This window comes from Escherichia sp. TW09308, from assembly GCF_000208565.1.
Classification (GTDB): Bacteria; Pseudomonadota; Gammaproteobacteria; order Enterobacterales; family Enterobacteriaceae; genus Escherichia; species Escherichia marmotae.
On sequence record NZ_AEME01000001.1, the window covers coordinates 4,706,567 to 4,731,215 of the forward strand.

The 24,649-nt window shown below is 51.8% G+C and carries 23 protein-coding genes and 1 pseudogene; 12 read left to right on the top strand and 12 right to left on the bottom strand.

What is annotated here, in order from left to right:
• Positions 1-77 precede the first annotated feature (77 nt).
• From ESM_RS0122955 to ESM_RS0122980, 6 genes and pseudogenes are all read left to right on the top strand, one after another.
• Positions 78-1,241: a YhfX family PLP-dependent enzyme gene (locus ESM_RS0122955; protein ID WP_000497325.1), complete on the top strand. Its 1,164-nt coding sequence runs from the start codon at positions 78-80 to the stop codon at positions 1,239-1,241.
• Positions 1,242-2,468 (top strand): annotated as a pseudogene (locus ESM_RS1000000128755) (phosphopentomutase).
• Positions 2,465-3,343 (top strand): phosphotriesterase-related protein, encoded by an 879-nt coding sequence (locus ESM_RS0122965; protein WP_000151144.1) that lies wholly within the window; start codon positions 2,465-2,467, stop codon positions 3,341-3,343. Before ESM_RS1000000128755 ends, ESM_RS0122965 begins: the two are co-directional and overlap by 4 nt.
• 10 nt (positions 3,344-3,353) lie before the next feature.
• The gene (locus tag ESM_RS0122970; RefSeq protein WP_001517214.1) at positions 3,354-3,707 is read left to right on the top strand and encodes a DUF2620 domain-containing protein; all 354 of its coding nucleotides are present in this window, start codon (positions 3,354-3,356) and stop codon (positions 3,705-3,707) included.
• Positions 3,708-3,718: 11 nt separating this feature from the next.
• Entirely contained in the window at positions 3,719-5,023 is a 1,305-nt protein-coding gene (locus ESM_RS0122975; protein WP_000366842.1) for a YhfT family protein, read from the top strand.
• A gap of 11 nt (positions 5,024-5,034) precedes the next feature.
• Positions 5,035-6,120, top strand: coding sequence for an aminotransferase class I/II-fold pyridoxal phosphate-dependent enzyme (locus tag ESM_RS0122980; protein ID WP_000847166.1), 1,086 nt, complete (start codon positions 5,035-5,037; stop codon positions 6,118-6,120).
• A 108-nt stretch (positions 6,121-6,228) separates the two neighbouring features.
• On the opposite strand, the gene ESM_RS0122985 is transcribed toward ESM_RS0122980, so the two are convergent.
• The 6 genes from ESM_RS0122985 to tsgA all read right to left on the bottom strand — a co-directional run bounded on the left by ESM_RS0122985 (position 6,229) and on the right by tsgA (position 13,303).
• A complete protein-coding gene (locus tag ESM_RS0122985; RefSeq protein WP_001031834.1) occupies positions 6,229-6,396 on the bottom strand; it encodes a YhfL family protein in 168 nt (55 codons plus the stop codon).
• Positions 6,397-6,672: 276 nt separating this feature from the next.
• The gene (gene cysG / locus ESM_RS0122990; RefSeq protein ID WP_000349875.1) at positions 6,673-8,046 is read right to left on the bottom strand and encodes a siroheme synthase CysG; all 1,374 of its coding nucleotides are present in this window, start codon (positions 8,044-8,046) and stop codon (positions 6,673-6,675) included.
• Positions 8,047-8,063: 17 nt separating this feature from the next.
• On the bottom strand, positions 8,064-8,870 hold the full coding sequence (gene nirC, locus ESM_RS0122995) for a nitrite transporter NirC (RefSeq protein WP_000493561.1): 807 nt from the start codon (positions 8,868-8,870) through the stop codon (positions 8,064-8,066).
• A 124-nt stretch (positions 8,871-8,994) separates the two neighbouring features.
• On the bottom strand, positions 8,995-9,321 hold the full coding sequence (nirD, locus tag ESM_RS0123000; RefSeq protein WP_000084764.1) for a nitrite reductase small subunit NirD: 327 nt from the start codon (positions 9,319-9,321) through the stop codon (positions 8,995-8,997).
• Entirely contained in the window at positions 9,318-11,861 is a 2,544-nt protein-coding gene (gene nirB / locus ESM_RS0123005) for an NADPH-nitrite reductase large subunit (protein WP_000049234.1), read from the bottom strand. Before nirB ends, nirD begins: the two co-directional genes overlap by 4 nt.
• A 260-nt stretch (positions 11,862-12,121) precedes the next feature.
• A complete protein-coding gene (tsgA, locus tag ESM_RS0123010; RefSeq protein ID WP_000185221.1) occupies positions 12,122-13,303 on the bottom strand; it encodes an MFS transporter TsgA in 1,182 nt (393 codons plus the stop codon).
• A gap of 264 nt (positions 13,304-13,567) precedes the next feature.
• Between tsgA and ppiA the strand changes: the two genes are divergently transcribed.
• The 5 genes from ppiA (at position 13,568) to argD (ending at position 16,905) form a co-directional block, all read left to right on the top strand.
• On the top strand, positions 13,568-14,140 hold the full coding sequence (gene ppiA / locus ESM_RS0123015) for a peptidylprolyl isomerase A (RefSeq protein ID WP_000477213.1): 573 nt from the start codon (positions 13,568-13,570) through the stop codon (positions 14,138-14,140).
• A 104-nt stretch (positions 14,141-14,244) separates the two neighbouring features.
• Positions 14,245-14,412 (top strand): YhfG family protein, encoded by a 168-nt coding sequence (locus ESM_RS01000000125730; protein ID WP_000736867.1) that lies wholly within the window; start codon positions 14,245-14,247, stop codon positions 14,410-14,412.
• The gene (locus ESM_RS0123025; RefSeq protein ID WP_001280618.1) at positions 14,402-15,004 is read left to right on the top strand and encodes a putative adenosine monophosphate-protein transferase Fic; all 603 of its coding nucleotides are present in this window, start codon (positions 14,402-14,404) and stop codon (positions 15,002-15,004) included. The genes ESM_RS01000000125730 and ESM_RS0123025 overlap by 11 nt, the downstream gene beginning before the upstream one ends.
• Positions 15,005-15,035: 31 nt before the next feature.
• Entirely contained in the window at positions 15,036-15,599 is a 564-nt protein-coding gene (gene pabA / locus ESM_RS0123030; protein ID WP_000601889.1) for an aminodeoxychorismate synthase component 2, read from the top strand.
• A gap of 85 nt (positions 15,600-15,684) precedes the next feature.
• Positions 15,685-16,905 carry a bifunctional acetylornithine/succinyldiaminopimelate transaminase gene (gene argD, locus ESM_RS0123035; RefSeq protein WP_000190011.1) on the top strand — a complete coding sequence of 407 codons (1,221 nt, stop codon included), beginning with the start codon at positions 15,685-15,687 and terminating at the stop codon, positions 16,903-16,905.
• Between the two features lie 109 nt (positions 16,906-17,014).
• On the opposite strand, the gene ESM_RS0123040 is transcribed toward argD, so the two are convergent.
• Complete coding sequence (locus ESM_RS0123040; RefSeq protein WP_001517208.1) at positions 17,015-19,105, bottom strand: YccS/YhfK family putative transporter; 2,091 nt, start codon at positions 19,103-19,105, stop codon at positions 17,015-17,017.
• Positions 19,106-19,155: 50 nt separating this feature from the next.
• A complete protein-coding gene (gene crp, locus ESM_RS0123045; protein ID WP_000242755.1) occupies positions 19,156-19,788 on the bottom strand; it encodes a cAMP-activated global transcriptional regulator CRP in 633 nt (210 codons plus the stop codon).
• A gap of 301 nt (positions 19,789-20,089) precedes the next feature.
• Between crp and ESM_RS0123050 the strand changes: the two genes are divergently transcribed.
• A complete protein-coding gene (locus ESM_RS0123050) occupies positions 20,090-20,494 on the top strand; it encodes an OsmC family protein (protein ID WP_001148907.1) in 405 nt (134 codons plus the stop codon).
• A 54-nt stretch (positions 20,495-20,548) separates the two neighbouring features.
• Here ESM_RS0123050 and ESM_RS0123055 read toward each other — a convergent pair whose 3' ends face one another.
• From ESM_RS0123055 to ESM_RS0123070, 4 genes are read right to left on the bottom strand one after another with little or no spacing between them, the layout of a single operon-like run.
• Positions 20,549-21,418, bottom strand: a complete 870-nt coding sequence (locus ESM_RS0123055; RefSeq protein WP_001274686.1) for a phosphoribulokinase — start codon at positions 21,416-21,418, stop codon at positions 20,549-20,551.
• 53 nt (positions 21,419-21,471) lie between these two features.
• On the bottom strand, positions 21,472-21,690 hold the full coding sequence (locus ESM_RS0123060; protein ID WP_000907082.1) for a YheU family protein: 219 nt from the start codon (positions 21,688-21,690) through the stop codon (positions 21,472-21,474).
• Positions 21,684-22,706, bottom strand: a complete 1,023-nt coding sequence (locus ESM_RS0123065) for a hydrolase (protein ID WP_000079999.1) — start codon at positions 22,704-22,706, stop codon at positions 21,684-21,686. Before ESM_RS0123065 ends, ESM_RS0123060 begins: the two co-directional genes overlap by 7 nt.
• Positions 22,706-24,619, bottom strand: coding sequence for an ABC transporter ATP-binding protein (locus tag ESM_RS0123070; RefSeq protein WP_000634831.1), 1,914 nt, complete (start codon positions 24,617-24,619; stop codon positions 22,706-22,708). The genes ESM_RS0123065 and ESM_RS0123070 overlap by 1 nt, the downstream gene beginning before the upstream one ends.
• Between the last annotated feature and the right edge of the window lie 30 nt (positions 24,620-24,649).

A 24,649-nucleotide genomic window follows, 5' to 3' on the forward strand; every position in this document is an offset into this window, starting at 1 on the left:
TGGCAAATCCACGTCGTACATCTTAAATATTCAAAAAAATGAATATTTGAATTAAGGAACGGAAACGAGGCAACAAGATGTTTGTAGAAGCATTGAAACGCCAGAACCCGGCGCTGATTTCTGCCGCATTAAGCCTGTGGCAGCAGGGCAAGATCGCCCCGGACTGTTGGGTGATCGACGTGGATCAGGTACTGGAAAACGGTAAGCGGCTCATTGAGACAGCACGGCTTTACGGTATTGAACTGTATCTGATGACTAAGCAGTTCGGTCGTAACCCGTGGCTGGCGGAAAAGCTGCTGGCGCTGGGCTACAGCGGCATTGTGGCGGTGGACTACAAAGAGGCACGAGTGATGCGTCGCGCCGGTTTGCCGGTGGCGCATCAGGGGCATCTGGTACAAATCCCTTGTCACCAGGTATCTGACACCGTTGAACAGGGAACCGGTGTTATCACTGTGTTTACCCTCGATAAAGCACGGGAAATTTCTGCGGCAGCGGTGAAGGCTGGATGCGTACAGTCTGTGCTGCTCAAAGTTTATAGCGACGATGATTTCCTTTATCCAGGGCAGGAGAGCGGTTTTACCCAAAATACGCTGCATGACATTGTCGCTGAAATCCAAAAACTACCAGGACTACATTTAGCGGGACTTACCCATTTCCCTTGCCTGCTTTGGGATGAAACAAGCGGGAAAGTTTTACCCACGCCGAATCTTCACACGCTGGTACAGGCGCGGGATCAACTGGCTAAATCTGGCACTGCCCTTGAGCAACTAAACGCGCCTTCAGCGACCAGTTGCACTTCGTTGCCGGTGTTAGCGCAATATGGTGTTACCCATGCCGAACCTGGTCATGCGCTGACCGGCACTATTCCGGCAAACCAGCAGGGCGATCAACCCGAACGTATCGCCATGCTTTGGTTAAGTGAAATTTCCCACCACTTCCGTGGCGACAGTTATTGCTATGGCGGTGGTTACTATCGCCGTGGTCATGCACATCACGCTCTTATTTTTACTCCAGAAAATCAAAGCATCACAGAAACACTTCTCAAAACAGTGGATGACAACAGTATCGACTATTACCTGCCGTTGGCTGGTGAGTTTCCGGTAAGTAGCGCGGTGGTGCTCTGTTTTCGTACGCAGATTTTTGTCACCCGTAGCGATGTGGTGTTGGTGTCCGGTATTCAGTGCGGCGCGGCGGAAATTGTTGGTCGCTATGACAGCCTCGGCAACCTTCTGGAGGCGTAAATGGCGCGATTTGTGGTGTTAGTGATCGATAGTTTTGGCGTAGGCGCAATGAAAGATGTTGCGCGGGTACGCCCACAGGATGCCGGGGCGAATACCTGTGGTCACATTCTTAGCCAGTTGCCGCATTTACAGTTGCCGACTCTTGAGAAGCTGGGACTAATCAATGCATTGGGTTATGCGCCGGGTGATATGCAGCCATCGGATTGCGCAGTCTGGGGCGTAGCAGAACTGCAACATGAAGGTGGCGATACCTTTATGGGGCATCAGGAAATTTTAGGTACGCGCCCCTTGCCGCCGCTGCGGATGCCCTTTCGCGACGTTATTGATCGTGTTGAACGAGCCTTAATGGCTGCGGGCTGGCAGGTCGAACGCCGTGGCGATGCGTTGCAATTTCTGTGGGTAAACCAGGCCGTGGCAGTTGGCGACAATCTCGAAGCGGATTTAGGCTAGGTCTATAGCGTTACCGCCAATCTCTCTGCGATACCGTTCGATGAAGTTGTCAAGATTGGTCGTGTGGTGCGTGAGCAGGTACAGGTTGGCAGGGTTATTACTTTTGGCGGCCTGTTGCAGGACAGCCAGCGCATTCTTGATGCCGCAGAAAGCAAGGAAGGGCGTTTTATTGGCATAAATGCACCGCGTTCCGGCGCTTATGACAGCGGTTTCCAGGTTGTACATATGGGCTACGGTGTCGATGAAAAAGTGCAGGTGCCGCAACAACTGCATCAGGTAGGCGTACCTACGGTGCTGGTGGGTAAGGTGGCGGATATCGTCAGCAATCCTCATGGAATGAGCTGGCAAAATTTGGTGGATAGCCAACGGATTATGGATATCACTCTCGACGAATTTAACGCCCATCCGACAGCCTTTATTTGCACCAATATTCAGGAAACCGACCTCGCCGGCCACGCAGAAGACGTCGCACGTTATGCCGAACGTTTGCAGGTCGTTGACCGTAATCTTGCCCGGCTTGTTGAGGCGATGCAGCCGGATGATTGCCTGATCGTCATGGCTGATCACGGTAACGACCCGACTATCGGCCACAGCCACCATACCCGCGAAGTAGTGCCTGTGCTGGTTTATCAGCGTGGATTGGCTGCCACTCGTCTGGGTGTGTATCCCACGCTCTCTGATGTTGGAGCCACGGTATGTGAATTTTTCCGTGCTTCGCCGCCACAAAACGGCAGCTCTTTTTTATCTTCCCTTCGCTTTCAGGGTGACTCTTTATGACCATCGATTCGACCGGCTACACCCTTGCTCATGAGCATCTGCATATTGATCTCTCCGGCTTTAAAAACAACGTGGATTGCCGCCTTGATCAATATGCGTTCATTTGCCAGGAGATGAACGACCTGATGGCGCAGGGCGTTCGTAATGTGATTGAGATGACCAATCGTTACATGGGCCGCAATGCGCAATTTATGCTCGATGTGATGCGTGAGACGGGAATCAACGTGGTGCCTTGTACTGGTTATTACCAGGATGCCTTTTTCCCGGAGCATGTGGCGACCCGCAGCGTGCAGGAGCTGGCGCAAGAGATGGTCGATGAAATTGAACAGGGTATCGATGGCACGGAACTGAAAGCCGGGATCATCGCGGAGATTGGCTCCAGTGAGGGCAAAATCACGCCGCTGGAAGAGAAAGTTTTCATTGCCGCCGCGTTGGCGCATAACCAGACCGGACGGCCCATTTCCACTCATACATCTTTTAGCACTATGGGGTTGGAACAACTGGCTCTACTGCAATCCCACGGTGTCGATCTTTCGCGGGTCACCCTAGGGCACTGCGATCTTAAAGACAACCTCGACAACATTTTAAAGATGATCGATCTCGGCGCGTATGTGCAGTTCGACACCATTGGCAAGAACAGTTACTACCCGGATGAGAAGCGTATTGCGATGCTTCACGCGCTCCGCGACCGTGGATTGCTTAACCGCGTCATGCTGTCGATGGATATTACTCGTCGTTCCCATTTAAAAGCCAACGGTGGTTATGGCTATGACTTTTTATTTACCACCTTTATTCCGCAGTTGCGCCAGTCAGGATTCAGTCAGGCCGATGTGGATGTGATGTTACGTGAAACTCCCTCTCAATTTTTCCAATAAGGACAGACTCATGAAAAAGATTGGCGTTGCAGGCTTACAGCGTGAGCAGATTAAAAAAACCATTGAAACGACGGCTCCTGGCTGTTTTGAAGTTTTCATTTATAACGACATGGAAGCGGCAATGAAAGTGAAATCCGGGCAACTGGATTACTACATCGGCGCGTGTAATACCGGCGCAGGTGCGGCATTGTCGATTGCTATCGCGGTGATTGGTTATAACAAAAGTTGCACCATTGCCAGGCCTGGTATTAAAGCGAAAGACGAGCATATCGCCAAAATGATCGCTGAAGGAAAGGTGGCGTTTGGGCTTTCCGTTGAGCACGTTGAACACGCGATTCCGATGCTGATTAACCATCTGAAATAAAAGGCACGACTATGGATCTGTATATTCAGATTATCGTGGTGGCGTGCCTGACCGGTATGACATCACTTCTGGCACATCGCTCGGCGGCCGTATTTCATGATGGTATTCGCCCGATCCTGCCACAATTGATTGAAGGCTATATGAACCGTCGCGAGGCGGGGAGTATCGCTTTCGGTTTGAGTATTGGTTTTGTGGCATCGGTGGGGATCTCCTTTACCCTGAAAACCGGCCTGCTCAACGCATGGTTACTTTTTCTTCCTACCGATATCCTCGGCGTACTGGCGATAAACAGCCTGATGGCGTTTGGCCTTGGCGCAATCTGGGGGATACTGATCCTCACCTGCCTGCTGCCGGTAAACCAGTTGCTGACTGCGCTGCCGGTTGATGTTTTAGGTAGTCTGGGGGAATTAAGCTCTCCGGTAGTTTCTGCTTTTGCACTCTTCCCGCTGGTGGCGATTTTCTACCAGTTTGGCTGGAAGCAAAGCCTGATCGCTGCCGCCGTCGTGTTGATGACTCGCGTCGTGGTGGTGCGTTATTTCCCGCATCTTAATCCGGAATCCATCGAAATCTTTATTGGCATGGTAATGCTGCTGGGGATCGCGATAACTCACGACCTGCGTCATCGTGATGAAAATGATATCGATGCCAGCGGATTTTCGGTCTTTGAAGAGCGCACGTCGCGGATTATCAAAAATCTTCCGTATATCGCCATTGTCGGAGCGCTGATCGCTGCTGTTGCCAGTATGAAAATTTTTGCTGGTAGCGAAGTGTCGATCTTCACCCTTGAGAAAGCGTACTCCGCAGGCGTCACGCCGGAGCAATCGCAAACGCTGATCAATCAGGCGGCGCTGGCAGAATTTATGCGCGGGCTGGGTTTTGTGCCGTTGATTGCCACCACTGCGTTAGCCACGGGGGTGTATGCGGTTGCTGGCTTTACCTTTGTCTATGCGGTGGGCTATCTCTCGCCTAATCCGATGGTTGCGGCGGTATTGGGCGCAGTGGTTATTTCGGCGGAAGTTTTGTTGTTACGGTCGATAGGTAAATGGCTGGGGCGCTACCCGTCAGTGCGTAATGCGTCGGATAACATTCGTAACGCCATGAATATGCTGATGGAAGTGGCTCTGTTGGTCGGTTCGATTTTCGCGGCAATCAAAATGGCGGGTTATACCGGATTCTCTATTGCGGTCGCCATTTACTTCCTCAACGAATCTCTGGGGCGTCCGGTACAGAAAATGGCGGCACCTGTGGTGGCAGTGATGATCACCGGCATTCTGCTGAATGTTCTTTACTGGCTTGGCTTGTTTGTTCCGGCTTAAGGAATGCACTTATGAAGACGTTTCCCTTGCAAAGCCTGACTCTTGCTGAAGCACAGCAAAAGCAGTTTGCGCTGGTGGACACGATTTGCCGCTATTTCCCTGGCGGTGAGTTCCTTACCTGTGGTGATTTGGGATTAACGCCGGGGTTGAATCAACCGCGCATTACTCAACGTGTGGAACAGGTACTGGCGGGTGTGTTTCATGCGCAAGCGGCGGCGCTGGTGCAAGGCGCTGGCACTGGGGCGATCCGTGCCGGGCTGGCAGCTTTGCTCAAGCCCGGGCAGCGTCTTCTGGTACATGATGCGCCTGTTTATCCGACTACGCGGGTCATTATTGAGCAGATGGGGCTGACGCTTATTACCGCTGATTTCAATGACCTGTCGGCACTTAAGCAAATCGTCGAAGAGCAACAACCAGATGCGGCACTGGTACAACATACACGCCAGCAGCCGCAGGATCGCTACATTCTGGCAGATGTGCTGGCAACGTTGCGCCTGGCGGGTGTTCCAGCGTTAACTGATGACAACTATGCGGTGATGAAGGTGGCGCGGATTGGCTGCGAATGCGGGGCGAATGTCTCAACTTTTTCCTGCTTCAAGCTGTTTGGGCCGGAGGGTGTTGGTGCGGTGGTAGGCGATGCTGATGCCATCAACCGTATTCGTGCCACGCTTTACTCCGGAGGCAGCCAGATTCAGGGCGCTCAGGCGCTGGAAGTCTTGCGCGGACTGGTTTTTGCGCCAGTGATGCATGCAGTACAGGCGAGAGTATCTGAAAGGTTGCTGACCTTGCTCAACGGTGGCGCAGTGCCACAAGTTAAAAGCGCCGTCATTGCCAATGCGCAGTCGAAGGTGTTGATTGTGGAGTTCCATCAGCCGATTGCTGCAAGGGTACTGGAAGAAGCGCAGAAACGCGGTGCATTGCCATATCCAGTTGGTGCGGAGTCGAAATATGAAATTCCGCCGCTCTTTTATCGTCTTTCCGGGACATTTCGTCAGGCGAATCCACAATTAGAACATTGTGCGATTCGTATTAATCCTAATCGTAGTGGTGAGGAGACAGTGCTGCGTATTTTGCGCGAGAGTATTGCCTGTATTTAACTGCTGTGAACGATATTTTTAAAGGCAAGGTAAAAACAAATACGCCCTCTGGTAAAAATAGAGGGCGTCAGGTAATTAAAACAGCATTAACCGATCTCTGTTAAGAGATTACTGTGCAGTCGGACCGCAGCCGCCAATGATTTTAGAAATAGAAATTGCCGGATGCAGAAGGTAATCATAAGAGCAGTTTTTGTCACGGTTTTCAATATGACCAGTACATGCAGTTAACGTTGCCAGTACCGCACCTACCAATGCTACTTTAATAAACTTGTTCATTCTCATTCCCTATGTAAAATATATCGAGTAATATTCATTAATTATGTGAATATAAGCAAACAGCTCGTTAGAGACAATACAGGAATATCTATGACACGTCAGTGAGTGGACTATTAATAATTCAATTATATTTGTAAGCCACTGTAACTGTGGGGAGTTGTTAAAAAACAAATTAGTTAAAAAGTTGTTTTATGTCTGCTGAAAATAAAAATTAATATGGTGATTATTGTAAATAAAAAGGCCAGAAATATCCGGCCTTAGATAATTTTTTTTAAATTAATGGTTAGAGAACCAGTTTAATTTATCGCGCAGGCCAACGACCCGACCAATAATAATCAAAGACGGGCTGTTCATTTGCTGCGCAAGTTCACCGAGTTGCGCGAGCGTACCGTCAATCACGCGTTGCGTAACCGCCGTACCGTTTTCGACAATCGCCACTGGCATTTCACCTGGCATTCCGTATTCAATCAGCTTTTGCTGAATGGTCGCGGCCTGATTCAGCCCCATATAGAACACCAGCGTCTGTTTTTCTGCCGCCAGATTCTCCCAGTCCAGCTCGCCACCCGTTTTTAAGTGCCCGGTGATTAAGCGCACGCTCTGGGCGTAATCGCGATGTGTTAGCGGAATACCCGAATAGGCAGAGCAACCAGAAGCTGCGGTAATGCCCGGAACCACCGAGAACGGAATGCCTGCATTGCACAGCGTTTCCAGCTCTTCGCCGCCACGCCCGAAAATAAACGGATCGCCGCCTTTCAGACGCACCACGCGTTTGCCTTTTTGCGCTTCCCGCAACAGGATCTGGTTAATCTCTTCCTGCGGTACGCAGTGGTATCCCGCGCGTTTACCGACGAAAACGCGGTCAGCATCGCGGCGTACCAGATTCATAATATCGTCAGAAACCAGACGGTCGTAGACCACCACATCAGCCTGCTGAATTTGTTGCAGGCCTTTCAGCGTCAGTAGCCCGGCATCGCCTGGACCTGCGCCAACCAGCACCACTTCACCACGATGATCGAGCGGCTCATTGATTAACTGTTCGGTAGTTTCAGTAATGGCTTTCTGATCGTTGTTCGCCAGCGACTGCGCCAGACGGTCATTGACGAACAGTTTTTCCCAGAAACGGCGACGCTCACCCATTGTGGCGAACTGCTGTTTCACCCGACCGCGTAACTGTCCGGCATATTTTGCCACCTGACCCAGATGGAGAGGCAGTAGTGATTCGAGTTTTTCGCGCAGCAGGCGCGCCAGGACTGGAGATGTGCCGCCGGAGGAGACCGCTACCATTAGCGGTGAGCGGTCGATAATGGACGGCATAATGAAACTGGCGGCTTTCGGTGCATCTACCACGTTACAGAAGATACGACGAGATTCAGCGGCTTCGCTGACGCGCTGGTTAAGCGCATCATCATCAGTAGCCGCAATCGCCAGCCAACAGGTATCGAGAAGGCTTTCATCAAATGGCCCCTCGACGAGGGTTAACATGCCAGCATCTGCCCATGCGGTAAACTGCGGAATAAACGCTAATGCATTCACCGTTAAGCGAGCGCCTGCGTCCAACAGCAACCTGGCTTTGCGTTCCGCGACATCACCGCCGCCGACAATCAGACAGTCGCGATCGCGTAATTGGCAAAATATAGGCAAATGATCCACGTAAAACCCCTTACTGATTAACCTGCAGCCGTTTCAGTTTGATTAAATTTGTCCGCAATCGGACGATTAGCTTTCGGCGTAGCATACCAATAACCCAATCCCATGAATACGGCGCCAGATAAAGTATTACCCAGCGTCACCCACAGCAGGTTATGACCAATGCCCGCCAGAGTGTAGGCTTCGCTATGGTTGCCGAACCAGGAGAGGGCGAACAGCGTCATGTTGGCAACGGAGTGCTCATAGCCGGAGGCGATAAACGCCAGCAGACACCACCAGATAGCGATAAATTTCGCCGCGCCTTCGGTGCGCAGCGCCATCCAGATTGCCAGGCAAACCAGCCAGTTACACAATGCGCCTTTGAAGAACAGTACCATCGCCGGTGCGGTGGTTTTGGCCAGCGCGACAGAATGGACGATGCTGGTATCCACCGGTAGCAGGCTACCGCCGCCCCAGCTATAGAGCATCGCTACGAAGATGGAACCGACCAGATTACCCAGCCAGGTTTGCGGCAGAATTGCCCACATTTGCCCGTGGCTGATGGTGCCTGCTTTCACCCCAAAGGTGAGGAACATGGTGTGTCCGGTGAACAGTTCAGAACCGGCGATAATCACCAGCGTTAAGGCGATACCAAAAGTTGCCCCCATCACCAGCGGACGCACGGACGGATCGAGCAAATTGCCGAGCGTGAAAATCAGGATGATCCCAAGACCCACATAAGCTCCCGCCATTGCGGAGCTGACCCAAAAGCCAAGCGGGTTATTTGCCGACAGGCGTGCGATGCGCGCAGCGTTCGCCGCACACTTATTGATAGTGTCTGTAAACATTTGATTATCCTTAAAAAATAAAAACAAAAAATAAAACTAAGAGTTTAAAAAATGTCCTGCAATATACCGAAGGTTATTACAGGACAATGCAAAAAGGGGAGGCATTGCGCCTCCCGTTAAAACATTAACCGCGCAGTTGTACTACGCCGTCTTTCACTCGTGCTTCGTAATGCTTGACGGAGAACTGTTCGTCCTCCATGCACAAGCCGTCGCTTAAGCGAAAACGCTGTTTTTTCAGCGGGCTGGCTACCCACAGCTCACCCTGATGTTCCGCAATCAGCCCGCGTGACAGTACGCTGGATTCGAAGAACGGATCGATATTGCTGATAGCAAACACCTGGTCGCTGTGATACGGACGGAAAATTGCCACCTGCTCGTCACCTAACAGCGCGCAGACGCCGGTTTCAGGCAGGATGTCATCGATTTTGCAGATGTCTTTCCACTGGCTCATGCGTTGTCCTCCACCAGAGTTACCGGAATACGTTCATACGGCGTTGCCGGACGGTGCTGTTCGCGCTCAGGCACCATCTGCACATTCGGGTCACGCTTGTCGCTGTTGATGAAGTGCTTGAAGCGAGTCTGTGCAGACGGCGTATTGACCGTTTCAGTCCACTCACACACTACAGCTTCACGCAGGCGCGCCATCTCTTCTTCCAGATGTGCGTTCAGACCCAGTTTGTCATCAATGATCACCGCTTTCAGGTAATCGATGCCGCCTTCGAGGTTTTCTAACCACGGTGCGGTACGGGTCAGTTTGTCGGCAGTACGGATGTAGAACATCATGAAGCGGTCGAGATATTTGAGCAGCGTTTCGCGATCGATATCCGCTGCCAGCAGATCCGCATGACGCGGTTTCATGCCGCCGTTACCGCAAACGTACAGGTTCCAGCCTTTTTCAGTGGCGATGATACCTACGTCTTTGCCCTGCGCTTCTGAACATTCACGGGTACAACCAGAGACACCGAACTTGATTTTGTGCGGTGCGCGGATGCCTTTGTAGCGGTTTTCCAGTTCTACGCCGAGGCCGACGCTGTCGCCAACACCGTAGCGGCACCAGGTGCTACCCACGCAGGTTTTCGCCATACGCAGCGCTTTCGCATAGGCATGACCGGTTTCGAATCCCGCTTCAATCAGTTGACGCCAGATCTCCGGCAGATCGTCTTTCTGTGCACCAAACATCGCAATACGTTGGGAGCCGGTGATTTTGGTGTAGAGATTAAATTCACGTGCGATACGACCTACAGCCATCAAACCTTCCGGGGTAATTTCACCGCCCGGAGAACGCGGGATCACCGAATAGGTGCCGTCTTTCTGGATATTAGCGAGGAAGTTATCGTTAGAATCCTGCAACGGAGTATGCTGCGGTTTCAGAATGTATTCGTTCCAGCAGGACGCCAGCAGCGAACCGATGGTGGGTTTACACACTTCACAACCGTAGCCTTTGCCGTGTTTTGCCAGCAGTTCTTCGAAGGTTTTAATGCCTTCAACGCGAATCAAATGGAACAGTTCCTGGCGCGAATATGGGAAGTGTTCGCACAGGTTGTTGTTGACTTCGATGCCCTGTTTCGCCAGTTCGGCGTTCAGCACCTGAGTAACCAACGGAATGCAACCACCGCAGCCTGTACCCGCTTTGGTTTCGGCTTTCAGCGCTGCAACGGTGTGGCAGCCTTTGTTGATGGCAGCAATCAGATCGCCTTTGGTGACGTCGAAGCAGGAGCAGATTTGCGCGCTGTCCGGCAGTTTATCAACACCGATAGACGGTTTACCGCTGCCAGAGTGGGCAGGCAGGATCAGCGAGTCCGGGTTTTCCGGCAGTTCAATGGCGTTCAGTACCAGTTGCAGCAGGTTGCCGTAGTCGCTGGTATCGCCCACCAGTACCGCACCGAGCAACGTTTTGTTGTCTTCGCTGACAACCAGACGTTTGTAAATCTCTTTGCTTTCGTCGAGGTAAACATAGCTACGCGCGCCTGGTGTACGACCATGCGCATCGCCAATACCGCCCACGTCTACGCCCAGCAGTTTCAGCTTGGCGCTAAGATCTGCACCTTCAAATGCGTTTTCGCTACCAAGAATGTGGTCAACAGCCACCTGAGCCATTTTGTAGCCCGGTGCTACCAGACCAAACACACGGTTGTTCCAGCTTGCGCATTCACCGATGGCGTAGATATCCGGATCGGAAGTCTGGCAGGAATCGTTAATAACGATACCCCCACGCGGAGCCACGTCCAGGCCACACTGAGTCGCCAGCTTATCGCGCGGACGGATACCGGTAGAGAAGACAATAAAGTCAACTTCCAGCTCGCTACCGTCGGCAAAACGCATGGTTTTACGTGCTTCGACACCTTCCTGCACAATTTCGAGGGTGTTTTTGCTGGTGTGAACGCGCACGCCCATGCTTTCGATTTTGCGACGAAGCTGTTCGCCGCCCATCTGATCAAGCTGTTCCGCCATCAGCATAGGGGCAAATTCGATAACGTGGGTTTCAATGCCTAAGTTTTTCAGCGCGCCAGCGGCTTCCAGACCTAACAGGCCGCCACCAACAACGGCACCGCGCTTGCTGCGACGGGCGCAGGATTCAATGGCGTTGAGGTCTTCAATGGTGCGATAGACAAAACAGTCCTGGGTATCAGAACCTTTGATCGGCGGGATCCACGGGTAGGAACCGGTCGCCATGATCAGCTTGTCATAATAAACGGTACGTCCGGCGCTGGAGTGGATCACCTTCTCCTGACGGTTGATGGTAATCGCGCGCTCACCGACCAGAACTTTAATGCCGTGTTTCTCATAAAAGCCTTCGCGCACCAGCGACAGCTCTTCGGCAGTGTGGTGAGAGAAGTAAGACGAGAGGTGTACGCGGTCATAAGCGATGCGCGGTTCTTCACAGAAAACGGTAATATCAAAGTTGGCCGCATCAGATTTATCAAGAAGATCTTCGATAAAGCGATGGCCGACCATACCGTTACCGATAATTGCGAGTCTGACTTTGCTCATTTTTGCCTCGATTTCTTTTCTATTACCGCCTACCTTAACGATTCAGCAACCCCACTTATTGATGCAAATCAAATTCACCTTTATATACCTCTTAAGGAGTATATTACTGATTTGTATAAATATTCTTAAGTTACGGAATTGTCTGATATTTCGTGTGTGTGCAAAAAATAGGCAAAATAAGAGAGTTTAAAGATATGAGGATAGGTTGAGGGGAAGAGAGGAAAAAACCGGACGACGAAAGCGCCGCCCGATATTGGCAATTAATGAGAGGTCAGGGTGTTATGCTGACGGTGACGGCTGACAAAACCCAGCAGGAAGCACATCACGAATACCACAGCGTACAGACCATTTGCAGTGAGCAGCGCCGCCTGTGGACCGCTATGCTCTACAATCGGGCCAGTAACCACAAAGGTCAGCATGGTGCCGATGGTTCCGCAGGTGAGGACGAAGTTAACCAGTTTTGGGGACGGCACTTTGGTTTGCTGTGAACCCAGGGTGATGATGGTGGTATAGATCGCGCTGGAGAAGAAGCCCAGAGCGAGAATAGACCACGCCATATGTGCCGGTGTTCCAGTGTTAAAGACATACATCAGAATCGCGGCCAGTCCTGCCAGCACGGTCAGAATACGTTGCAGGTCAAAGAAACGCAGAATAAAGCTGAAGGCCCACATGCCGACCATGTACGACATCCAGAAGTTGCTTACCAGCGTTCCTGCGTCGTTCAGGCTCATGCCCAGACCTTTGGCGTACTCCGGCACCCAGGAGATAAAACCTAACTGACCGAGGATGTAGCACAGCGCCGCAATGGAGAGAAACAGCACGCCAATTCCCCATTTTTCTTTCACTACCGGAACGTCATTTTTTGGCGCATGTTTGCCCAGTGCCGGGAACTCACAGCCGAAGGTCAGAATAAAAATAGCGACGTACACCAGCCCGATGCAGGCATAAACCCAGTACCACTCAATGCTACGTGCCAGCAAAAATGCCGCGATCATCGGGAAAATCATCCCGGCCATACTGAAGAAGGAGTCGGTAAACAGCAAGCGAGAACCGCGCTGACGCCCTTCATACATTTGTGTAACCAGGAACGTACCAATCGACATGGTGATACCACTGACCACCCCGAGGATGAACATCGCCGCCGAGAACAACGCCAGACTGTGGCTGAACATCAAACCAGCAACCGCCAGCACCATCAGGAGAAAGCCAAAACGTAACTGCGTTTTCAGCGGGACGATTTCCATCAGCCAGGCGTTGAGGAAGATAGAGATTAAAATTCCGGCATTGAGGAAGGTGAAGGTGTTACTCATACTGGAAACGGGCAGATGGAAATAATCTGCAATATTCCCCATCACCATCCCGGTGACAATAACCAACGCACCGGTGAGTGCGTAGGAAAGAAAGCTAATCCATGTGAGCTTAATGCGATTGCTGTTAGTCATGATTGGCCTGCGTTGAAAGAGAAAATGGCATAGTGGGTATGCCGCGAGCGGGCGATTTTAGGTGATTTTGTGATCTGATTAAATATCTAATTGCAAACGGTTGCTAATTTGCAATATTTAAAGTGATTCTGATCACGGAATATAAGTGATCATCAGGTTACATATATTTCAAGTACGTAAAATTAGGTAAAGGAATGGCCTTGTCATTGAAGGCTATTTAGAATCTCTTCACTTGCTTTTTTTCTGCTCTGTTAAGGAAATCTCATGTTCAAATCGACCCTGGCAGCTTTTGTAGCTGTTTTCGCTCTTTCTGCTCTCTCACCTGTAGCAATGGCAGCGAAAGGGGACCCGCACGTATTGTTAACAACCTCTGCTGGTAATATCGAACTGGAGCTGGATAGCCAGAAAGCACCGGTATCAGTGCAAAACTTTGTCGATTATGTGAACAGCGGTTTTTATAACAACACCACTTTTCACCGGGTGATCCCGGGCTTTATGATTCAGGGCGGCGGTTTCACCGAGCAGATGCAGCAGAAAAAACCGAATCCGCCGATCAAAAATGAAGCTGATAACGGTCTGCGCAACACGCGTGGCACGATTGCTATGGCGCGTACTGCTGATAAAGATAGCGCAACCAGCCAGTTTTTTATTAACGTTGCCGATAACGCCTTCCTCGACCACGGCCAGCGTGATTTCGGCTACGCCGTCTTTGGTAAAGTGGTAAAAGGGATGGATGTCGCAGACAAGATTTCCCAGGTGCCGACTCATGATGTTGGTCCATACCAGAATGTGCCGTCAAAGCCGGTCGTTATCCTTTCCGCTAAAGTCCTGCCGTAACGATTTCTCGCGCGGGCAATATTGTCCGCGCATCTGCTCTCCCGGCGTAACCTGCATTTGCCGCTTATACTTGTGGCAAACGGACACGTTCAGGGAGGCATCAAGTGAAGAAACTCACCGATAAGCAAAAGTCCCGTCTTTGGGAACTTCAGCGTAATCGTAATTTCCAGGCCAGCCGCCGTCTCGAAGGTGTCGAGAGCCCCTTGGTGACGCTTACTGCCGCTGAGGCTTTGGTGCGCCTTGAAGAGCTAAGGAGGCACTATGAGCGATAAGTTCGGAGAAGGGCGCGACCCGTATCTTTATCCTGGCCTCGACATCATGCGTAACCGACTGGATATCCGCCAACAGCAGCGACTGGAGCAGGCCGCTTACGAAATGACGGCGCTGCGCGCCGCGACCATTGAGATTGGTCCGCTGATGCGCGGTTTACCCCATTTGCGTGCTATTCATCGCCAGCTTTATCAGGATATTTTCGACTGGGCGGGCCAATTACGCGAAGTTGACATTTATCAAGGAGATACACCATTCTGCCACTTTGCCTATATCGAAAAAGAGGGCAATGCCCTGATGCAGGATCTGGAGGAAGAAGGTTATCTGGTCGGCCTTGAGAAAGAGAAGTTCGTTGAGCGGCTGGCACACTACTATTGTGAAATCAACGTCCTGCACCCATTCCGCGCGGGAAGTGGCCTTGCGCAGCGTATCTTCTTCGAACAACTGGCGATTCATGCTGGCTATCAATTGAGCTGGCTGGGCATCGAAAAAGAGGTGTGGAATCAGGCTAATCAGAGCGGGGCAATGGGCGATCTCTCTGCGCTGAAGACGATATTTAGCAAAGTGGTAAGCGAAGCCGGGGAATCTGAGTAAAATAGCGCGGTTCTTTCGTACCGGAGCCGCCATGATCCTGCTTATTGATAACTACGATTCTTTCACCTGGAACCTCTACCAGTATTTTTGTGAACTGGGGACGGATGTGCTGGTTAAGCGCAACGATGCGTTGACGCTGACGGATATTGACGCCCTTAAACCGCAGAAAATTGTCATATCGCCCGGACCCTGTACGCCAGATGAAGCCGGGATTTCCCTTGAGGTTATTCGTCACTATGCCGGACGGTTGCCGATTCTTGGCGTTTGCCTGGGGCATCAGGCGATGGCGCAGGTTTTCGGCGCTAAAGTGGTACGCGCCGCAAAGGTAATGCACGGCAAAACCTCACCCATTACGCATAACGGCGAAGGCGTATTTCAGGGGCTGGCAAATCCATTAACCGTGACGCGCTACCATTCACTGGTGGTGGACCCCGACTCGCTGCCGGAGTGTTTTGAAGTGACCGCCTGGAGCGAGACCCACGAGATTATGGGGATTCGCCATCGCCAGTGGGATCTCGAAGGGGTGCAATTTCATCCGGAAAGTATTCTTAGCGAACAGGGGCATCAGTTGCTGGCTAATTTCCTGCATCGCTGATTTCTGGTTGCCACTTAATGATTTTTTATGCATATTTTGTGATTATAATTTCATAATGATTTATGCGTAACAGGGTGATCATGAGATGGCAACTGAACAAACAGCAATTACACGCGCGACTTTCGATGAAGTGATTCTGCCGATTTATGCACCGGCAGAGTTTATTCCGGTAAAAGGCCAGGGTAGCCGAATCTGGGATCAACAGGGTAAGGAGTATGTCGATTTCGCGGGGGGGATTGCGGTTACGGCGTTAGGTCATTGCCATCCGGCGCTGGTGGAAGCGTTAAAAACCCAGGGCGAAACCTTGTGGCATATCAGCAACGTTTTCACCAATGAACCAGCATTACGTCTTGGGCGTAAACTGATTGAGGCGACCTTTGCCGAACGAGTGGTGTTTATGAACTCCGGGACGGAAGCCAACGAAACTGCCTTTAAACTGGCACGTCATTACGCTTGTGTGCGCCATAGCCCGTTCAAAACCAAAATTATTGCCTTCCATAACGCCTTTCATGGCCGATCATTGTTTACCGTCTCGGTGGGCGGCCAGCCGAAATATTCTGACGGCTTTGGGCCAAAACCGGCAGACATTATTCATGTTCCCTTTAACGATCTCCACGCGGTGAAAGCAGTGATGGATGATCATACCTGCGCAGTGGTTGTTGAGCCGATTCAGGGCGAGGGCGGCGTGACGGCTGCGACGCCGGAGTTTCTGCAGGGCTTGCGTGAACTGTGCGATCAACATCAGGCATTGCTGGTATTTGATGAAGTGCAGTGCGGGATGGGGCGGACAGGCGATTTGTTTGCCTATATGCACTACGGCGTGACGCCGGATATTCTGACCTCCGCCAAAGCGTTAGGCGGTGGTTTCCCGATTAGCACCATGCTGACCACGGCGGAGATTGCGTCTGCGTTTCATCCTGGCTCGCACGGTTCCACCTACGGTGGTAATCCACTAGCCTGTGCGGTCGCTGGGGCGGCGTTTGATATCATCAATACGCCGGTCGTGCTGGAAGGCATTCAGGCGAAACGTCAGCGTTTTGTTGAGCATTTGCAGAAGATTGATCAGCAGTACGATGTGTTTAGCGATATTCGCGGCATGGGGCTGTTGATTGGTGCGGAGTTGAAACCACAATACAAAGGTAAGGCGCGTGATTTCCTTTATGCGGGTGCGGATGCAGGTGTAATGGTGCTGAACGCCGGACCAGATGTGGTGCGTTTTGCGCCGTCGCTGGTGGTGGAAGATGCGGATATCGACGAAGGGATGCAGCGTTTTGCCCGCGCAGTGGCGAAGGTGATTGCGGCGTAAAACGGGAGTAAGCCTGATAAGACGCGGTAAGCGTCGCACCAGGCAAAGGGCGTCGGATACGGCGTATGTGCCTTATCTGACCCTCGATTTTGTTCTGGCGATGAATAAATTACGCCTTCGAATCCCGCAACTTGCGACTCAACCAAATCCCGTGGTGTGGTCGCTGCCGCCAGGCCATTGCTGAAATGGTGTGCATCGTATTCAGATGGCCAATAACGCGTTGTAAATGCTGCTCCAGCGTGCCGGACGCACCTTCGTGTGGCAGCATCTCTGGCGAGTCGATGATATTGGCGTCACCAGAACTACCCGGTTCATCATATTCCAGTCGTTGCTGACAACGCTGAATGGCGATTTCACAAGACTGCAAGTACTCCTGCGCCAGTTCCGGCGGCAATGACCGGTGTTCCCGCGCCAGTGTGGTCATGGCATTGATATGTTCAACAATAAACTGACTATGTGTTACCCACAGTTTCATGTCTGCCAGATAATGGCTGTTAAACGCCGGTTCCTGCATCGCCTGATTCAGCGAGTTATACAGGGTGTTATGCGCCTGATTCACCCGCATTCGCTGCCAGGCAAGTGGCGTGGGTTGCGGATCTTTACTGAGGATCAGACGAATAGCCTCCTGGTAAGTTTCTAAGGCGTCATGGGCGTTCTTGCGCAGTAAACCACTCTGCCACTGCGGCCACAGCCATACCGTGCCACCGAAGGCAATCAGACAGCCGATGATGGTATCAATGAGGCGTGGGATGATGTATTGCTCACCATTCAGCCACAGCAGTTGCAGGGTATACACAGCGGTAATGGTAAAACCGACCGTCGCCCAGCCGTAGTTCTTACGCAATATCAGATAGCTGGCGAGCGTGGTAATCAGCATCAATGTCAGGGTGTAACCTTCGGGAATTTTAAAGTGCAGCGCAACACCCGCAATGATTAACCCGACCACGGTTCCCACAGAACGATTCACAATCCGCAGGCGAGTAGCGCCATAACCATTTTGCGTCACCAATAATACCGTCATTAATATCCAATAGGATTTCGGCAAATGCAGCGCAGTGCCCATCAGGCTGGCAACACTTAGCATCACACTCAATCGTCCGGCATTACGCAGCGCTGGCGATTTCAGGGAAAGATAGCTTTTCAGCGCCGGGAGTAACGGCATTCGCCGCTGTTTATCTGCCAGCAGATCGCGGGCATAAAGTGGTTTTTGCGTTCGTAGCACGCGGGCGATGCGACTAAAGTGCCAGTAGCAAAATTGTCCCACGGGGTTATCCGGATGCTGGCGGGCGATTTTTTCCAGCGCGCCAATTTGCTTATCCATCGTAAAACGTGTCGGCAGGCGATGATAAAGAATGTCATCAGCCAGCACGCGCAGGCGGGCGGCGACAGTTTGTGCATTCCAGCGGATAACTTCCTCCGCATGGCTCCGCTCGACCAGCTTTTGCACCTCTTCCGGCTGATGCAAACTGACCGAGATATGTTCCTGCAAGTCCAGCGCCTCCTGGAAAATACGCAGCATCCGCTTGTAGTCCGTATTATTTTGCGCGGAAAGCATATGCATTTGCTGATAGCACTGGGTAATTAAATCGACCGCTTTTTGCTGACGCACCAACAATGGTGGCAGAGCATTTTCGGGATCGGTGTGCTGAGTAAGCAGGCTGTATTTGGCTTCACAGTAATCCGCCAGTTCACGGTACAGCAGGCTAAGCGACTCGCGTAACGGTTGCTCACGCCAGAGCCAGAACCAGAACCAGTTAAACAGTCCATACCAGAGCGTGCCTAACGCGTAGATAAGCAACGGTTCCCAGACCGGCATATATCCCGCCAGACTGAGGGTAAAAATGGCGGCGAGTAGCGATGCGGGAAGTAATTTTGCATGCAATGGCCCTAACTCAGCAGTGACGCCAAGTATCAACGTTAACCCCGTCAGCAGAAAGGGTAGGGGGATATCTTTTTCCAGCAGCAGTTGCGTTAGCAAGCTACAAGTGGCAAACAGCGACGCACCAATGATTAAGCGTTTGAAAAAACGCTTATGAGGAGTATCAAGCCCCGCAATATTGCAACAGGCGGGGACGAGAGAAAAGAGCAGCCCGAGTCTTAATTCGCCAAGCAATAGACCAACGGCCACGGGCAAACATAGCACCAGTGTTTGTCGTAGTGCGTAGTTGATGTCGGGATGATAAATCAGTCTGCGCCACATCGGCTTAAACAAAACGGCGCGCTACCAGGTAACGCGCCACTCCGATGGGATCAACGGGTGCCGTAAACGACGATGGTTTTTCCGTGTGCAGAGATCAGGTTCTGATCTTCCAGCATCTTCAGAATACGTCCCACGGTTTCACGAGAACAGCCAACAATCTGACCGATTTCCTGACGGGTAATTTTGATTTGCATACCGTCCGGGTGAGTCATGGCATCGGGTTGTTTCGCCAGATTCAGCAGTGTCTGTGCAATACGACCTGTAACGTCGAGGAATGCCAGGTTGCCCACTTTCTCTGAAGTGACTTGCAGACGACGCGCCATCTGTGCGGAGAGACGCATCAGAATATCCGGGTTCACCTGAATTAATTGACGGAATTTTTTGTAGGAAATCTCAGCTACTTCACAGGCGGTTTTCGCACGTACCCATGCGCTACGTTCCTGGCCTTCTTCAAACAGGCCCAATTCGCCAATAAAATCACCCTGATTCAGATAGGAGAGGATCATTTCTTTACCCTCCTCGTCTTTAATCAGCACTGCCACAGAGCCTTTAACGATGTAATACAGCGTTTCCGCTTTTTCACCCTGGTGAATAAGCGTGCTCTTGGATGGGTACTTATGAATGTGGCAATGAGACAAGAACCATTCGAGAGTCGGGTCTGTTTGCGGTTTGCCAAGCACCATGCGCGGTTATCCTCTGTTATAAGCTTTCTCCAGAGCCAGAAAACGCCGCTGTCTCTGGATTGCCGAAATGTGCTTCCCGCTACCTGGGAAGGGGCTATCAACTGAACTGCACGGTAATGTGACGTCCTTTACATACATGCAGTACATCAATGTATTACTGTAGCATCCTGACTGTTTTAGCATAGCTTTCGCGTTGTGTCTCCTGGTGTCTCGCTTCAGCATGACCCAGGTCGCCTTCCGTTGCGCGATTTGGTCAGTACGCGTACTCTGTCAGGAAAATTGACGCAATGGAGTTCCGATTATGCAAGCGCGTGTGAAGTGGGTCGAAGGGTTAACTTTTTTGGGCGAGTCCGCCTCGGGTCACCAGATTTTAATGGACGGTAACTCTGGCGATAAAGCGCCAAGTCCGATGGAAATGGTGTTGATGGCGGCAGGCGGTTGCAGCGCCATTGATGTGGTTTCTATCCTGCAAAAAGGGCGTCAGGATGTGGTCGATTGTGAAGTAAAATTAACCTCTGAACGCCGCGAAGAGGCACCGCGCCTGTTTACGCACATCAATTTGCATTTTATCGTCACAGGTCACGACCTGAAGGACGCGGCGGTTTCGCGAGCGGTGGATCTCTCTGCCGAGAAGTATTGTTCGGTAGCGCTGATGCTAGAGAAAGCCGTGAATATTACCCACTCCTATGAAGTGATAGCCGCGTGATTTAATGATTAAAATATGATGCCGGATATTATTTTATCCGGCATATAAGAACATTTACTCGATTTTCTTCCCTTCCATCAGTCGTTGTACCAGCGGCAGCATAATTAACTCCATTGCCAGACCCATTTTACCTCCCGGCACCACTAACGTATTGATGTGGGAAATGAATGAGCCTTGTAACATCGCCAGCAGCCAGGGGAAATCGATCCCTTCCAGATTACGAAAATGAATCACCACAAAACTTTCATCCAACGACGGGATGCCTTTTGCAGCGAAAGGGTTAGACGTGTCAACAGTGGGGACGCGCTGGAAGTTGATATGAGTGCGGGAAAACTGCGGCGTGATGTAGTTGATATAGTCTTCCATTGAGCGCACTACCGAGTCCATCACTGCTTCTCGTGAGTGTCCGCGCTCGCCAGTATCGCGGATGAGTTTTTGAATCCACTCCAGGTTAACGATAGGCACGACCCCAACCAATAAATCTACATGCTGCGCGACGTTATGTTGTGGCGTAACCACGCCGCCGTGCAATCCTTCATAAAACAGCACATCGGTCGGTTCTGGCAGCGCCTGCCACGGGGTAAACGTACCGGGCACCTGGTTCCACGGCACGGCTTCATCGTAGGTGTGCAGATATTTGCGCGACTGGCCTTTGCCGCTCAGCCCGTATTCAGTGAAGGTTTGTTCCAGCAGGCCGAAGTCGTTGGCCTCGGGACCGAAGTAGCTGATATGCCGCCCGGCATCGCGCGCTTTGCGGATCGCCATGTCCATTTCCGGGCGGGTGTAACGGTGAAAACTGTCGCCTTCCACCTCGGCTGCATGCAGATTTAACTGCGCGAATATTTTACGAAACGCGAGGCTGGTGGTGGTGGTCCCCGCGCCGCTGGATCCTGTTACTGCAATGACCGGATGTTTGGCAGACATAGTAACTCCATGACCTGGCTATCATTATTATCTTGTCCGCCGACGGTTGCAGGTTATTCGCGAAACTGACTACGCGGCATGATATTGACCGTTTCGTGCAGCTCCGACCATACCAGCACCGCTTCTCCGCATTGTAGCTGGCGTTTGACGTCGGCGGTTTTCTGTTCAAGTGTACGCTCATGTTCACCATAATCTGTGCCTTCGCGTAACACAAAACTTTCAATTAAATTTTCCAGCGTTTCGGGGGAGAGGTCTTGCCAGGGAATCAACATGATTTCGCCTCCAGATACATTGATAACCAGTCAGGAATGCGTGACTCAAGCCACATTTGCGGGTGGAGTAACGTACCGCTAATGAAGCCAACGTGACCGCCATGTTCGGTCAGTTGATACTCCACCTGCGTGGGTAAATTTTCCGGTTTAGGGATCACCTGATGATCCATAAACGGATCGTCTTTGGCATGAATAATTAGCGTCGGTTTGGCGATCCGATTGAGCAGCGGCATGGCGCTACACTGACGATAATAGTCGATGGCGTCGGCATAGCCGTGAATTTTGGCGGTGATCAGATCGTCAAATTCGCGGATGCGGCGCACCGATTTCAACTGCGAGAGATCTATCGGCAGTGTTCCGGGGTACGCCTTCAGTTTACGCGCTGCATTGGCTTTTAACAGATTCACCAGGTAACGCTGATAAACGCGGGAGAAGCCTTTATCCATGTGATAGCTACAGGCTTCCAGCATAAACGGCGCGGAGACAATTACCGCCGCCTCAATCGGGACGTCATTGCCTTCTTTAGCCAGCAGACAAGCCAGCATATTACCGCCAAGCGAATAGCCCACGGCAGCCGTTGGCGCATGACCAAATTCGCGTTGTAGCCAGCGTAAAAACCAACTGGCATCTTCCGTCTCACCAGAGTGATAAATGCGGTGCATCCGGTTTGGTTCACCGCTACAACCGCGAAAATGCATCACTACGCCAAGCCAACCACGCTTTTGCGCTGCCTCGACCAGACCATGTGCGTAAGGGCTATTCAGACTGCCTTCGAGACCATGAAAAACCACCAGACGCGGTTTATGTTGCGCTTGTGTGGGATCTTCACTCCACGCGAGATCGACAAAATCACCGTCAGGCAATTCCAGCCGCTGCCAGTGTGGGGTGAATTTCACCTGACGACGAAACAGACGCGGTAGCATGGTTTGCAAATGGCAATTACTGAAGCCGCGCATGGGGGTGAATTCAGCACTACTGCTGGCGTCGTTAAGATCGGTCGTCGTTACTTGCGCCATTAGTTGCTTTGGCCTTCCAGCAGCATTTGTTCCAGTTGCTCCTGGGCTTCCAGCCATGCCATTTCGCACTCTTCCAGCCCGGATTTGGCGCTGGCTTGCTGTTGCAGACAAGCGGTCAGTTCTGCTTTACGGCTCTGGTCGTATAGCTCGCTGTCGCCCAATTTTTCTTCTGCCTGTGCCAGTTGTGCATTCAGCTTTTCCATCTCTTTTTCCAGACGGGCGATTTCTTTACGTAGCGGCTGGGTTTGCGCACGCAGCTCTGCTTCCCGACGCTTCTGATCTTTACGTGCCTGGGCGCTGTTAGCGTTTTCTTTCGGCGCTTCGTCAGATTGGTTTTCCTGCTTCTGAACGTCGCTCAACCACTGTTGATAATCCTCCAGATCGCCATCGAACGGTTCGACTTTACGATCGTGAACCAGATAGAGATCGTCAGTGGTGGAACGCAGTAAGTGACGGTCGTGCGAAACGACAACCAGCGCGCCTTCAAACTCGATCAACGCTTCGGTTAGTGCCTGGCGCATGTCGAGGTCAAGGTGGTTGGTCGGTTCGTCGAGCAGCAGCAGATTCGGACGCTGCCAGACGATCAGCGCCAGCACCAGCCGTGCTTTTTCCCCACCGGAGAAACGGCGGGTTTCTTCCGTTACTTTATCGCCCTGGAAACCAAAGCCACCGAGGTAGTCTCGCAGTTTTTGTTCCAGCTCTTGCGGTGCTAAACGCGCCAGATGTTGAATGGGCGATTCATCTGCGCGCAGGTATTCCAGTTGATGCTGGGCGAAGTAACCGAGTTTAATCCCTTTCGCCAGGCCAATTTCACCGCTAATCGGCGCAAGTTCACCGGCTAACAATTTGATTAATGTTGATTTACCTGCGCCGTTGCGGCCTAACAGACCAATGCGCGAACCGGGGACCAGATTCAGTTTGATCGAGTCGAGAATAATGCGATCGCCATAACCCGCGCTGACCTTTTCCATCTTCAGCAATGGATTAGGCAGGCTTTCCGGCGCGCGGAAGCTAAAACGGAAAGGGTTATCGACGTGCGCGGGGGCAATCAGCTCCATGCGCTCGAGCATCTTAATGCGGCTCTGGGCTTGCTTCGCTTTGGTGGCTTTGGCGCGGAAACGGTCGATATAACTTTGCAGATGCGCCACGCGCTCCTGCTGGCTTTCGTACATCGCCTGTTGCTGCGCCAGACGGGTGGCGCGCTGCACTTCAAACGAACTGTAGTTGCCGGTGTACTCGAACATGCTTTGCTGTTCGATATGAATGATTTTATCGACGATCGGATCGAGGAAGTCGCGGTCGTGAGAGATAAGGATCAGCGTGCCCTGATAGCTCTTCAGCCATTTTTCCAGCCAGATAACTGCATCGAGATCGAGGTGGTTAGTCGGTTCGTCGAGCAGCAGCAAGTCTGAACGGCAAATCAGTGCCTGGGCGAGGTTAAGGCGCATTCGCCAGCCACCAGAGAAATCGCTCACCGGATACTCCAGTTGCTCATTGCTGAAACCGAGGCCATGCAGCAGGCTGGCGGCGCGGGAGCGAATACTCCACGCGTCGATAGCATCCAGCTTGCCGTGAATGGTCGCAATGGCATGTCCGTCGTTACGTTCGTTAGCATCCTGAAGTTGCGCTTCCAGTTGGCGATATTCGCGGTCGCCATCAATGACATATTCCAGTGCCGCTTGCGGTAGCGCCGGCGTTTCCTGATTCACCCACGCCAGTTGCCAGCTACCAGGAAAGGTGTAGCTGCCGCCGTCGGCGCTGATTTCATTTTTCAGCAATGCCAGTAGGGTAGATTTACCGCAGCCGTTTTTACCCACCAGGCCGACTTTCTGGCCAGGGTTAATAGTGGCGGTGGCATTATCCAGCAGGACGCGCACGCCGCGACGAATTTGTAACGAGGAGAAAACAATCATAAGGCGCCGTATGTTCAGACTATGTTAAAT